This is a genomic window from Paenibacillus camelliae (genome assembly GCF_023715345.1).
In the GTDB taxonomy this organism is placed as follows: domain Bacteria; phylum Bacillota; class Bacilli; order Paenibacillales; family Paenibacillaceae; genus Pristimantibacillus; species Pristimantibacillus camelliae.
In genome coordinates, this window is the sequence record NZ_JAMBNY010000001.1 from 524801 (window position 1) to 537221 (window position 12421).

Genomic DNA, 12421 nt, shown 5'->3' on the forward strand with positions numbered 1-12421 from the left:
TTTATTATGGAGTGATTAACTTCACTTTATAATGCGATGCAACATAGGTTTCAGCAATAGCTGTAGAGATAACCTGTGGATACATTTTATTTGGATCAGGATCGACTTGTTTAATCTTTACATATGCTGTATCTTGATCAAATGTAATTTCTGTAATAGCGATGCCGTAGCCTGGATGAGGCACAGTTGCACTTACCGTTACTTTATTTACTTGATCCGTAACTTTTTCTGTTTTGAAAGTAACATCCGTAAGTGCAGATGGCTTGTTCTCATCGTCTTTATTACCGAATGTTTCATCAACGAAGGTTAACGCTTTATCTAGCCAAATCGCAGCTTCTTCACGAGTGATCGGCTTAGTAGGATTGAAGTTACCATTTTTGCTTAATTCAGCGAATTTAAGCAATAATAGCTTTTGGATTTCATCCTTGTATTCATCCTTAGCTTTATCAATATCCTTATAGTCGATGTGCATCATAATTAATGCGTAGTCGCCTTTACGGTCAACTTGATTAATTAATAGTGCAGCGAATTCTTCGCGAGTAATGGAAGCGTTCGGATTAACATTTTTGTCTAGTTCAATTCCGTTATAGAACCCATGTAAAAATGCCTCTGAGTACCATTTTCCATCCTTCACTTTTTTGTAAATATCACTTACTTTAGGCTCTTTTACAAATTTAATATGAGATAAATCAAGCTCGAACGCCTCATCAAGCATGACAACTGCTTCCGCATAGCTTAGCTTAGCTTGAGGATGATATGAACCCTTACCCTTTCCTTTGGAATCACCCTTAATTACACCGCGCTCCTTCAAATGAGTAATGTGCTTCTCTCCTTTCAGCCCTTTAATGTCGCCGAAAGCAGACGCAACAGGAGTTAATGCCAGTACCATTAGCAATGATAATACAATAGCTGTTATTCGTTTTCCTTTCACATCAATTCCTCCTTGTAGTTATAATAGCTTCACTCGAATAAACGGTCATAACCGCTAATATGTTGCGCACTAGTACATAAATTAAGTCTAATGCACTATCCTATCAATTTGTAGCCTAACCAGCCTATGTACAATTACTCACAAATAATATGTTGCTAAATGTTGTATGCTATGTTAATATATCTATTGTCGCTATAAATATACAGGACGGTAACTCAGCGGGAGAGTGCTACCTTGACAGGGTAGAAGTCGCGGGTTCGATCCCCGCCCGTCCTACCAGTACATAAACGTTCAAACCCCTTGATAATCAAGGGGTTTTTCTTGTTTTCTTAACTTATGTAAATCTCACTAAACACACTCTAGTAAATTATTGTTGGGGACGAACTGGGGACGAGAATGCACCAAGGTGCAAAAACAAAAAATGGACGACCTTTATTATACCAATTAAAGAGTTCCCACCAATAAAGGTGAGAGCTATATTCACTGATTAACTTTCAAAAATTTGACAATAATATAAGTATTAAATTTAAGGGGGATGTTATATAAAATGAATAAGAATAATCCAAATCCGATGAACGAATGCGAGCAAATGGTTCAGATGTTGATTCAGCAAACGACTCACTCCTACCACGTTTATGAACAATTAAAACAACAAGAACAAAAAAGTGCTCAGCAATTTCAAAATTTAATTTCAAAAGAGCGTCAAGCTATACAAACTATACATACTGCTCTTCAATCTCACCAACAAGCTATTTCTGAAATGGAGCGAATAGTAGAAATGTATAAGCAAATTACACCCTCAGACAACAGTTCATCTTCAGACATTTACAGCTCATCTTCAGACAATCATTTCTCCAGTCAAAGTGGGCAACAGTTAACAAACTAAAATTTTATTGATTTTACCAACAAAAAAGCCCCTCCACCACTAAGGCAGAGGGGCTGTGCTGTAACTATTTAGTAAATTTAGCTATGTATGTTTAGTTGAACACCGTTAAGTTTGGTTAGATACTGAGGGAGGACTTAAATCCTCCTTCTGTAATTCCTATAACATTTGCAAAATCTTAACTAATGGAAGATAGAGTACATCGTCTGAGGTGCAAGCTATACTAGCAAGCGATTATTAGGATTGATTGGATAACCAATATTTTATAGAAGCATTAGAGGTCATGCGTAGTTTTGTTTCAACACCTACATATACATATTAATGGATAGTAGAATTTTACTCTCCTCTTTTTGTTCATTCTATAAATTGAAATTCGTCTTGATCATATTAGCTACTTCGCAGGCAGCTAGACGCGTATTGTTAATTCTTATGTAGTTCTCTCTTGTTATCTCGCCATCAAGGGAGTTCAAGCGATGCTGCTCTGCTGTCCTAATTAATTCCTGCTCCGAACGTGTGACATCTCGTTTGGTTGGTTTGTGCTCTAATCTATGAGGCGTTTTATTCCTTTCTATTCTCTCCTCTAGATCAGCTTCTAGCTCTACAAAATAAACCTCTCCGCCGTTGTTTTCGAATATTTTACAAACCTTATCGACATAGTCCCAGTCACTTTTTAGATCAAAGCCCCAAACATAGGTGAAAATCATTCCATACATATCGCTAGCAGCTGCTGCTTCAAAAACATCTTCACGGAATTTATTCACTAATCTCCACATTTCGTGGTTAAAGCCAAAATAGGGAGCTAATAACTCAATCGTCATATGATTGTGGAACAGCTTTAGATCTGTAATCCTCTCAAGCTCATGTCCTACAGTCATTTTCCCTACTGCTTGCGGTCCAAATATCATCACAAACTTCACCAGCATCGCCACCTTGTAAGATAATTCCTTATAATACCAGAATATACTTTTCAAAGATACGATAATTTCTTAAAATAAAAAATCCATTAAGCTAGGCTTAATGGATGGACATGACTCTATTCTATTAAATATACATTTTCAATCAATGGTGCCGAGGACCGGAATCGAACCGGTACGGTAGTCACCTACCGCAGGATTTTAAGTCCTGTGCGTCTGCCAGTTCCGCCACCCCGGCGTATAAGTATATTTGAATATGTAGAGTTATGTAAAGCAATGGTGCCGAGGACCGGAATCGAACCGGTACGGTAGTCACCTACCGCAGGATTTTAAGTCCTGTGCGTCTGCCAGTTCCGCCACCCCGGCAAAATAAATGGTGGGCCCTGAGGGACTCGAACCCCCGACAAATCGGTTATGAGCCGACTGCTCTAACCAACTGAGCTAAGGGCCCTCGATCATATAATGAATGCTATCATTACCGACTAGAGAATTTGGTTGCGGGGACAGGACTTGAACCTGTGACCTTCGGGTTATGAGCCCGACGAGCTGCCAACTGCTCCACCCCGCGTCATTGAAAATTTGTCCACTCGCAATGGCGACATGAATTAATATACTATAAACAAACATCTCACGTCAAGCATTTTTTACAACATTTTCTTCAGATTTTCGCATTCATGATTTTTCGAGCCCTTAGCATCGTTCTATTGGCGGTGTGCAGGCATATATCTTACACCGTATTTTCCTCGATTTGATTTGTAGATTTCAATTTCTTTGGGGCATTCCATACCATACATCCAGTAATCATGCTCCATACGCTGAACAACACAGCTTGCTTGAAATTTCGATTCATACAATCGAATCCAGTACACCCACATATTCCTTTTCACCTCCATTGATAAGGATAGCGTGCCCAATTTGTGCAGCTTCATTCAGCGCTACGTGAACATTGAGGCTTCAATTGCTGTTGTCCTCTGATTTTAGCGCTCCGTAAACAATGAGGCTCCATTTGCTGTTGTCCACTGATTTCAGCGCTCCGTAAACAATGAGGCTCCATTTGCTGTTGTCCACTGATTTCAGCGCTCCGTAAACAATGAGGCTCCATTTGCTGTTGTCCACTGATTTCAGCGCTCCGTAAACAATAAGGCTCCAATTGCTGTTGTCCACTGATTTCAGCGCTCCGTAAACAATAAGGCTCCAATTGCTGTTGTCCACTGATTTCAGCGCTCCGTAAACAATGAGGCTCCAATTGCTGTTGTCCACTGATTTCTTGAAGAATATTATATGTAGAAATCAGTGGACAAAGGCAAACGCTTCGCTTTTACGCTCTCATTGTTTACTCCGCTGGAGAGTTTGTTGGGGCTTGTGCTTCGTAGTTCTCTTCACCTTACTCCGCTGGAGCGTCTTTGTAGGTTGTATCTGCGTAGTCCTCTTCACCCTGACTCCGCTGGAGCGTCTTTGTAGGTTGTATCTGCTTAGTCCTCTTCACCTTATAATTCACTAGGGCTTAGTTTCTTCGATAACAGTCTCATCGTCCGTTGGAGTGCTTATCATAGACTCTAGCTTCCTTTCTCACACCTAACTAATGTTAGATAGGTATTTATGTTCAGAAGTCGTCGACGTGCCTTATACGGTCTGAGAACGTCAGGCTGACCTGTGCCTTTTCAATATAGTGTGCAACTATGTAAACTTTGCTAGCGTTATTATTAACAACTGGATAATTAAGGGAGGGTGAGTTTTGTGAGTACAAAAATACTCATTATATTGCTTTGTTGTAGTGTTACTCTATTAACTGGCTGTAATAAAGAAACCCCTGATGAATTATTAGATGTCCATATTCAATATTTAGAATCCTATGGATGGCACATTCAAGAGAAGCTTAGTGAGAATAGTGAAGTCATGAATTATTATCCTGAACGTATTGAATCGTTGCGTATTTCTTCAGGTTTAGATTTAGAGCCTTATAGAGGACAAGAACTTTATATTACGGGTTATGTGCTGGAGGAAAGACAGGCTTCTGGAGAGAAAGTGTATGCCTCCATTTATGAATTAGACGGTGAGATCATTGGAGGCAGTGGCGCCTTAGAAAGCTGGACACCAGGGAGATTCGCTCTTACTGATAAAGAAAGATTGATGAAAGAAGGGATTATTACACCATGAATTTCTTAGTGAAACGTTATGCCAACCGCGATATCTATTCCAAATGTGATTGTGTCTGCAAATAGCAATCAATAATTATTGGGCTACAATGTTCCACACAAAAAAGCAGGATGGAAAAAAATGCGTACATTTTTTCCATCCTGCTATGCATTTAGATATTATGATGATTAGTTAGCGCTTATGAGCTACCTCAGCGACGCTCACATCGCTTTCTGCTGTCTCAGCCTTACTATCATTTGCATCACTTGCTTCATCCTTAGGAGCTTCTTCCTCAGCCTGAGATTCAGCCTTTGCCGGCTGCTCTGGAGATGTGATCGTGAGCTTCTCGCCGTCAAACTCCATTAGCACCTTGTCCTTAATGTTCATTGCCTTCAGATACTCTTTAGGCACCTGTAGTCTTCCGACTCGGTCAACGACAACGTATGCGACATGCGCAGCATTGTCGCCACGATGAGATGAGAAGGAAACGAATCCATCCTTAGCTGCTCCAAGTTCTGGATTATGCTTTACGAATTCCGTACTCGTCAATCCATCCCGGATCGCAACGACACGATCAACCTGACTTGCTAGCTCCATATCATGCGTAACGATAACAATCGTAACGCCGATCTCTTTGTTAAGCTTACGGAATATGTTCATGATCATATCTGAGGTAGCCGTATCTACTGATCCCGTCGGCTCATCGGCAAGCAGAAGCTGTGGACGGTTAGATAAAGAGATGGCGATCGCTACACGCTGCTGCTCACCACCTGATAGCTGATGAAGCTTGTTGTTCATACGATGACCTAGTCCGACCCACTCGAGCAGCTGCTTCGCGTATTCGCGATCCAGCTTACCTGAGAGCATCATCGGCATTTCCACGTTCTCAAGTGCGGTTAGATAGGGTAGCAGGTTTCGTGCATTGTTTTGCCAGATGAACCCTACTGTGTCGCGTTTATACTCGACAAGCTGCTCTTCGGTCATTTTAAGCAGATCCCACTTCCCTACTCTTACCTGTCCCGCAGAGGGGCGGTCAAGACCGCCCAGCGTATTCAGAAGCGTTGACTTTCCGCTTCCGCTATTACCGATGATCGCCATAAGCTCGCCTTGCGAGACAGACAGATTCAAGCCCTGCAACGCGACAACCTCTAGATCATCTGTTTTGTATATTTTGACTAACCCTTCACAATGTATCATCCGTTAGCGCTCCTCTCCCATCTTCACTGCCTGATGTACCTTCAGCTTACGAATATGCAAGAACAAGAAGGTAGCACCTATTAGCATCATTACCGTTACGACCATAATTAATTGGTTCGTATCGCTTGCTTGGAAGATAACTCGGAATGGCGGTACCGTCTTCGTTGCAGAATCTGCTGTCTGTAGGAACGGCAGGAAGATATAACTGACTAGCTTACCGATCCCAAAGCCTAAGCCTATCGCAAGTCCAGCTGTAAAGAGCTGCTCAAGAAGCAGCATGCTCGTAAGCTGTGCCTTAGAAAGACCCATCGCTCGCAGCACACCGAACTGTACGACACGACCAGACAAGTTGAAGAACCAATATAACAGATAGCCTGCAAGCGTAATTGCAACAGTAACTAGGAAGCCTAGGCTTAGAATACCAAATACCCCGCCACGTGTAGGAAGCTTGGATTGGATAATAAGTTCATTTCGTACATCCTTCACGCTTGCTACTTCCATATTTGCTGCAATTAACGATTCATAGATCGGAGCAACTGGAGCATCAGGCTCCATCTTTAACCATACTTCATAAGGAATTAAAGGAAGCTGATCATAGATATAGTCCAAGTTGGCAATAAGGAAAGGTTCTTCATCAGGGTATAAGCTAGGCCAATAAGGCACGATACCCACCACCGAAAATTCAACTGAACCATCTGTAAAGTTAACTGTTACATAGTCGCCGACTTTCATCTGATATTTATCAGCAATATTTTGCGGAATAATGGCACCATGCTCGTATTCACCTAAATACGATAAGTAATATGCAGGATGAACGGGATACAATTCATCCCCGAACCAAGCGACCTCAGAAAAGTCTTTATTGTCAATCCCCATAATATTGCCTTTTCCTACTGTCTTACCCGAAACAACAATATTGCTTTGTGTTTGCAGCACTCGTGCTGCAGCAGTTACACCTGGACTGGAACGGAATAGCTCAAATGGCGGCTCACTATACAGTATTTTTGCAGGTGGCTGATTACCGTTGCCACCGCCACCACCAGGACCTCCGCCGGGGCCACCGCCGTTACCGCCACCACCAGGAGCACCACCACCACCGTTGCCGCCACCACCGTTGCCACCACCGCCGCCACCAGTCTGCTGTGTTGGTGTAGGCGTACGTTCTGGAACACCGTCCCATACCGTTTGAATAACGACATCCGTACCGTATTGGTAGAGCGTACGCTCGGTGGAGTTAAGATCAATCGTTCTGGCAGCTGAAGCGTTATATACACCTAGCCCGATCGTTAGAATAAGCAATGTCATTAATGGATAGTAGCCTTTAGAAGAACGAGAAAGCTGTGTAAGTGTTAAATACAACGATACTGGCAAGTATTTTTTACCCAGCCATTTGAACAGCGCTAATATCCAAGGGAATACTCGTAAGCAGACGAGACCAACTGCAAAGATTGCAATAGCTGGAATAAAGAATAAGAATGGCTGAACCTGCATCTCTTCTGCACCAAGTCCTGTATTTAGCGACAGTAATTGACGTTCATTAAATAAATACCATCCATACGCGGATAATAAAACAAGCAGCACATCAAGATACCATTTTTGCCAGAAAGGCTTTTTATCTGAACGAGCCAAATCTTGTTTATAGCTTACGATAGAAGCTCTTGCATATTGTATGGCAGGAACAATCGTAGCCAGCATCGCAATAAAGACTGCTACAAGACCAGCGATTACAGTCTCCACAGAAAAACCAATCGTTATCGATTTACGGTTTACAAGATGGAGAAATCCATCTGCTGAACCGATCGCTTTGGACATAAAGTATCCGAGTAACGGACCAACGATCAGCGCAACGAAGCCTAGCATCAAGCTTTCAATAATATACATCGAGACAATTTGCCTAGTACCGGCCCCCCGACTGCGCAGCACCGCGATATCGCTTCGCTGCTTATCAAGTGCCTGCTTCGCATTCATTGTAATAAAGTAGAACACCATGGCTAGCATAGGTGCAGCTAATGTGAACAATAGCGATTGCAGCTGCGTGCTTTGCTTACGGAATTGATCTAGCGTTTCAGCAAACGACTTATCGACACGCGTATCCTTTAATCGTTGGTACAGCTCAATGTCAAGTCTACTTAATGTAGAAGCAAGCGGGTTAATTTGACTGCTTTGAATTTGTGTAAGATCAAAATTATAATACCAAGCAGCGTTTTGAAGAACGATCTTTTGCTTTTCTAATATATGCTCCTTCATAACCTTCTCGGAGATAAACAACGTTGTAAAATTGCTCTCTAATCCGAGCATCCAGTACGAATCAGTCATGTCAGTCGGTGTAATAGCCCCTACTACTTTTACGAGCAGAGATTGAGAGCTGTTTCCAATCCGGTACTGATAGAGATCTCCTACATGTACATCGTTACGGAACATCCCTTCCTCAAGCATGACTGCCTCGATTACTCCACTGCCATCTACTGTGTCCTTAAACCATTGACCTTGCACAAGTTCATTATGCTCCTGCAGTCCACTCATGCTCTGAATCGCAAGCGTACGCGTACGACTTGCATCGATTAGAGAGGTATCTGTTGGAAGCACGTTACTGCTGCGAATTCCATATTGCTGAGCAAAGGTATGATGGTCAAAACCAATGATCTCTGGCAGGTCAACTTGTATATATTGCTCTACCGCCTTAAGTCCTTCTAAGTTCGTAGGTGTTGATGCGACCCCTTGATATTTCATAAGTAAAGAGCCAGCAGGCGAGTCTACACTGTCATTCTCAAGCTGCTTAGCAATTACACGCTTTAAAGCACCATCCGCATACATCGGTATACTCGTGGCAAATGCGACAGCAACGATAAGTCCAGCTAATGTACTAATCGTGAGCCAGCGAGTATTCCACATTTTACGGAATATAAAGCGAAAGAAAGGAAGTCTCATCGATTATCGACCTACTACTTTCTGACCAGCCTTCAGTCCCTGTAATATTTCGACATCTGTAGCGGTTTGCTGTCCAACCTCTACATCCACCTCACGTTTGTTGCCATTTTCATCAACGACCTGTACATACGTACGATTGCCGATGCTGCGAAGTGCAGAAGGTGGAATAACGATTGCATTTTCCGTACGTTTGGTCACCACTTTAATCGAAGCAGGAATTCCTCGTGTAGCACCTTCAGGCAAGCTGTCCACATCGATAATCATAAAGTCTTCTACTCTTTCAATGTCAGCATTGCCTCCACCTGGGCCTCCGTTACCGCCACCTGAAGATTCAGTTGTTTTTACTGGAAGCTGCTTAACCTTACCTTTAATTGAACCGCCATTAGAAATGGTGACTGTAGCCTCCATTCCAACTGCGATTTTTTCTTGCTCCGTTTTATTAAGCTTTGATGCAGGAACGAGCAGATTTGTATTAGCAACAATCGCGATCGGATCATACGCCTTTACAAGATCTCCCTTCTTCACAGACAAGGAAACGATCGTACCAGAAAATGGAGCTGTAATGGTTGCTTTCGCAATATCAGCTTCCATGTCCGCAAGCTTTTGACGTTTTTCTTCAAACGCTATACGCTGCTGCTCAAAGTCTGACTGATCCATCTCATCACGTGTTCGAAGCAGCTCCTTCATCGCAAGCTCATCACGTTGAAATGACAGCTTTTCCATACGCAGTGTTTTTTCCAGCTCAGTCATATCAAGCACGGCAATCGTATCACCTGCTTGTACTTGATCTCCCGTCTTCACATATACGTCCATCACATTATGATCGCCAGTTGTAAAATATACGGTCTCTTCTTCAAGCGAGATGACCTTACCCATCACGGACACAGTAGATTCTAATGTTTTAGATTGTACAGTATATTCAGGTTTTTGCGATATTTGAGGAGGCTTAATTTCTGGAAGCACCTCTTCTTCTTTTTCACTTGGAAGTAAACTGCAGCCACTTAAAAAAACTGCTGCGACTATTAGTACGATACTAGCTTTACGATATAAATTTTCCATCCACCATCTCATAAACATGGTCTGCAACCTCCAAAATTGTAGGATCATGAGTCGTCATACATATTGATATTTGTTCTGTTTTAATTATGTTTTGAAATAATGCCATCACTTGTGCAGACATCGCTGTATCAAGCTCTGCTGTTGGCTCATCGGCAAGCAAAAGAATGGGTCGATGAGCGATCGCTTTGGCAATGGCGACACGCTGCTGCTCACCACCTGACAGCTCGAACGGCCGATGATGCATTCTCTTTTCTAGGCCTACTAGCGTTAAACATTCTTCTATTCGCTCTTTCCATTCCTTTTTCGGCTTATTCGCCATACGCAAGGAGAGCTCAACATTCTCATACGCAGATAGCAAAGGCATAAGCGCAAATGCTTGAAAGATGAAGCCCATCTCATCTCGCCTAATTGCTGTACGTTGTTTGTCGCTTAATGTACTGAAAGGCTTGCCATTAAAGTAAATCATCCCTTTGCTTGGCGTATCCAGCCCACCCAAGCTGTTCAATAATGTAGTTTTTCCTGATCCAGAGCGACCCTTAAGCATAACGAGCTGCTGTCGCTGAACGACCATATTAATACCTTTCAGTACATGAAGCTCTTTACTGCCGACCTGAAAGCTGCGCTCCATATCCTTTACTTGTAGTAAAGGAGCGTTGCTTGCGGCATCATTATGTACTTCTTGTTCCTTCTTCATTAGATTTCACGACACTCCCCACACGTAATCTATTGTACAGACGTTAACCAAGCCAAAAAGGTTACAGCTTCTGCGATATTTCTGTAAAATTTTACGTATCTTTCATACACCGATGAATATTACATGGAGGCAAACAGCAAAGGCTACTTCATTCGATGCCTACGAATAGAAATAGCCTTTGCTGTATTATTCAGATGTGCTTAACGAAGCTGCTCATTTTCTATATATACTATGCATTTCCAAATGCTTTTGGATTTTCACGCCATGCTTGCAGCGCCGCAACATCTGACTCGGCTATTTTCCCGGAAGCAACGGCCTGCTCAATTAATGCTGTGTAATTAGATAATGTATGAAGTGGAATTCCAGCTTCCGAAAAAGCATCGATTGCTGATTGGAATTGATAAGTAAATATCGCAAGCACCGCGAGAGGCTCCGCTCCTGCTTCCCGTACAGCCAGTGCAGCCTTTATCGAGCTGCCGCCAGTTGAGATAAGATCCTCGATCACGACGACCTTTTGTCCAGGATGGATACGGCCCTCGATTTGATTTTGCTTGCCATGACCTTTCGCTTTATCACGAATGTACGCCATTGGCAGATTTAGCTTTTGAGCCACCCATGCAGCGTGAGGTATGCCGGCTGTTGATGTACCTGCAATAACCTCTGCATCAGGATAAAGCTGCTGGATGAGCGTGACAAAGCCTTCAGCGACTTTATTACGGATGTCAGGATAGGTCATCGTTAACCGATTGTCGCAATATATCGGTGATTTAATGCCAGATGTCCATGTAAATGGATCATTCGGTTTCAATGCTACAGCTTCAATGTCTAGCAATGATGTGGCAATGTCTTTTGCTATTTGCTCTAATACTGTGTTACTCATGTGCAACCAACTCCTCAATAATAGATTCTAATGCTTGGCGTGGATCACTGGCAGCAGTGATCGGTCGACCAATTACCATATAATCCGTGCCTTGTTGAAGTGCCTCACTTGGAGTCATAATGCGTGACTGATCATTGAGCGCAGCTCCTGTTGGACGAATCCCTGGTGTAATCGTCTGAAATTGCTGACCGCACACTTGTTTAATCGATAATACCTCTGAAGGAGAAGCAACGACCCCATCAAGACCTGCCTGCTTCGTCAATTGAGCATAACGAAGCACTGCTGCTTCAACTGTACCCGCGATACCGATCTGTTCATTCATCACTTGCTGAGATGTGCTTGTTAGCTGTGTTACCGCGATGACGACAGGACGTTGCTTCGAACCACAGACAGATTGCACGCCTTCCATCGCAGCTTCCATCATCGCTTGCCCACCTGCTGCATGCACATTGAACATATCTACTCCAAGGGATGCAATGCTAGCCGCTCCACCCTTTACGGTGTTAGGAATGTCATGCATTTTTAGATCTAGAAATACGTTAAAGCCGCGCTTTTTCAAGCCTTCCACGAAGGATGGTCCCGCTGCATAAAACAGCTGCATTCCTACTTTAATATAACAAGGAATGCCGCTAATTTGCTCCAGCAGCTGCTCAGCCTCGGAAGCCTGTGGGTAATCAAGCGCCACCATTACTTTTGCCGCTGCTTCAGCATTTGTTAATGCCATTGTTATTCCTCCTCGGTTTCGTTACAAGCCTTTCGTATAAAAAGCGCTATATAGTCCTCGATGCTACCTCACAAG

Annotated in this window: 12 protein-coding genes and 5 tRNA genes; 3 read left to right on the forward strand and 14 right to left on the reverse strand. The window is 42.9% G+C overall.

All coding sequences use genetic code 11. The features are described 5' to 3' along the window. Positions 1–4: 4 nt before the first annotated feature. On the reverse strand, positions 5–931 hold the full coding sequence (locus M3180_RS02470; protein WP_251665637.1) for an S-layer homology domain-containing protein: 927 nt from the start codon (positions 929–931) through the stop codon (positions 5–7). Positions 932–1135: 204 nt separating this feature from the next. On the opposite strand from M3180_RS02470, the gene M3180_RS02475 reads away from it, so the two are divergent. Continuing rightward, positions 1136–1210: transfer RNA gene (locus tag M3180_RS02475), tRNA-Val, on the forward strand. A 268-nt stretch (positions 1211–1478) separates the two neighbouring features. After that, positions 1479–1817 carry a hypothetical protein gene (locus M3180_RS02480; RefSeq protein ID WP_251665638.1) on the forward strand — a complete coding sequence of 113 codons (339 nt, stop codon included), beginning with the start codon at positions 1479–1481 and terminating at the stop codon, positions 1815–1817. Between the two features lie 356 nt (positions 1818–2173). Here M3180_RS02480 and M3180_RS02485 read toward each other — a convergent pair whose 3' ends face one another. From M3180_RS02485 to M3180_RS02515, 7 genes are all read right to left on the reverse strand, one after another. Beyond that, positions 2174–2731: a DEAD/DEAH box helicase family protein gene (locus M3180_RS02485; protein ID WP_251665639.1), complete on the reverse strand. Its 558-nt coding sequence runs from the start codon at positions 2729–2731 to the stop codon at positions 2174–2176. Between the two features lie 146 nt (positions 2732–2877). Next, positions 2878–2966 (reverse strand) — tRNA-Leu (locus M3180_RS02490). 39 nt (positions 2967–3005) lie between these two features. Then, positions 3006–3094, reverse strand: a tRNA-Leu gene (locus tag M3180_RS02495). Positions 3095–3102: 8 nt separating this feature from the next. Further along, positions 3103–3179 (reverse strand) — tRNA-Ile (locus M3180_RS02500). Positions 3180–3220: 41 nt separating this feature from the next. Next, positions 3221–3296 (reverse strand) — tRNA-Met (locus M3180_RS02505). A 133-nt stretch (positions 3297–3429) separates the two neighbouring features. Next, on the reverse strand, positions 3430–3603 hold the full coding sequence (locus tag M3180_RS02510; RefSeq protein WP_251665640.1) for a hypothetical protein: 174 nt from the start codon (positions 3601–3603) through the stop codon (positions 3430–3432). Between the two features lie 79 nt (positions 3604–3682). Then, on the reverse strand, positions 3683–3940 hold the full coding sequence (locus M3180_RS02515; protein ID WP_251665641.1) for a hypothetical protein: 258 nt from the start codon (positions 3938–3940) through the stop codon (positions 3683–3685). Between the two features lie 525 nt (positions 3941–4465). Between M3180_RS02515 and M3180_RS02520 the strand changes: the two genes are divergently transcribed. Next, on the forward strand, positions 4466–4885 hold the full coding sequence (locus tag M3180_RS02520) for a DUF4830 domain-containing protein (protein ID WP_251665642.1): 420 nt from the start codon (positions 4466–4468) through the stop codon (positions 4883–4885). 171 nt (positions 4886–5056) lie between these two features. Here the strand turns inward: M3180_RS02520 and M3180_RS02525 are convergent, their stop codons facing one another. The 6 genes from M3180_RS02525 to pyrF form a co-directional block, all read right to left on the reverse strand. Next, positions 5057–6061: an ABC transporter ATP-binding protein gene (locus tag M3180_RS02525; protein ID WP_251665643.1), complete on the reverse strand. Its 1005-nt coding sequence runs from the start codon at positions 6059–6061 to the stop codon at positions 5057–5059. Positions 6062–6064: 3 nt separating this feature from the next. Continuing rightward, positions 6065–8989 carry an ABC transporter permease gene (locus M3180_RS02530; RefSeq protein WP_251665644.1) on the reverse strand — a complete coding sequence of 975 codons (2925 nt, stop codon included), beginning with the start codon at positions 8987–8989 and terminating at the stop codon, positions 6065–6067. Between the two features lie 3 nt (positions 8990–8992). Further along, a complete protein-coding gene (locus M3180_RS02535) occupies positions 8993–10066 on the reverse strand; it encodes an efflux RND transporter periplasmic adaptor subunit (RefSeq protein WP_251665645.1) in 1074 nt (357 codons plus the stop codon). Beyond that, positions 10029–10742 carry an ABC transporter ATP-binding protein gene (locus tag M3180_RS02540; RefSeq protein WP_251665646.1) on the reverse strand — a complete coding sequence of 238 codons (714 nt, stop codon included), beginning with the start codon at positions 10740–10742 and terminating at the stop codon, positions 10029–10031. The genes M3180_RS02535 and M3180_RS02540 overlap by 38 nt, the downstream gene beginning before the upstream one ends. Before the next feature lie 229 nt (positions 10743–10971). Next, positions 10972–11622, reverse strand: coding sequence for an orotate phosphoribosyltransferase (gene pyrE / locus M3180_RS02545; protein ID WP_285855555.1), 651 nt, complete (start codon positions 11620–11622; stop codon positions 10972–10974). Then, positions 11615–12346 (reverse strand): orotidine-5'-phosphate decarboxylase, encoded by a 732-nt coding sequence (gene pyrF, locus M3180_RS02550; protein ID WP_251665647.1) that lies wholly within the window; start codon positions 12344–12346, stop codon positions 11615–11617. Before pyrF ends, pyrE begins: the two co-directional genes overlap by 8 nt. Positions 12347–12421: the final 75 nt, after the last annotated feature.

Excerpts from the sequence above, each read along its gene's own strand:
- M3180_RS02480 (WP_251665638.1), top strand. The coding sequence starts at position 1,479 with ATGAATAAGAATAATCCAAATCCGATGAACGAATGCGAGCAAATGGTT.
- M3180_RS02510 (WP_251665640.1), bottom strand. The coding sequence starts at position 3,603 with ATGTGGGTGTACTGGATTCGATTGTATGAATCGAAATTTCAAGCAAGC.
- M3180_RS02525 (WP_251665643.1), bottom strand. The coding sequence starts at position 6,061 with ATGATACATTGTGAAGGGTTAGTCAAAATATACAAAACAGATGATCTA.
- M3180_RS02530 (WP_251665644.1), bottom strand. The coding sequence starts at position 8,989 with ATGAGACTTCCTTTCTTTCGCTTTATATTCCGTAAAATGTGGAATACT.
- M3180_RS02535 (WP_251665645.1), bottom strand. The coding sequence starts at position 10,066 with ATGTTTATGAGATGGTGGATGGAAAATTTATATCGTAAAGCTAGTATC.
- M3180_RS02540 (WP_251665646.1), bottom strand. The coding sequence starts at position 10,742 with ATGAAGAAGGAACAAGAAGTACATAATGATGCCGCAAGCAACGCTCCT.
- pyrE (WP_285855555.1), bottom strand. The coding sequence starts at position 11,622 with ATGAGTAACACAGTATTAGAGCAAATAGCAAAAGACATTGCCACATCA.
- pyrF (WP_251665647.1), bottom strand. The coding sequence starts at position 12,346 with ATGGCATTAACAAATGCTGAAGCAGCGGCAAAAGTAATGGTGGCGCTT.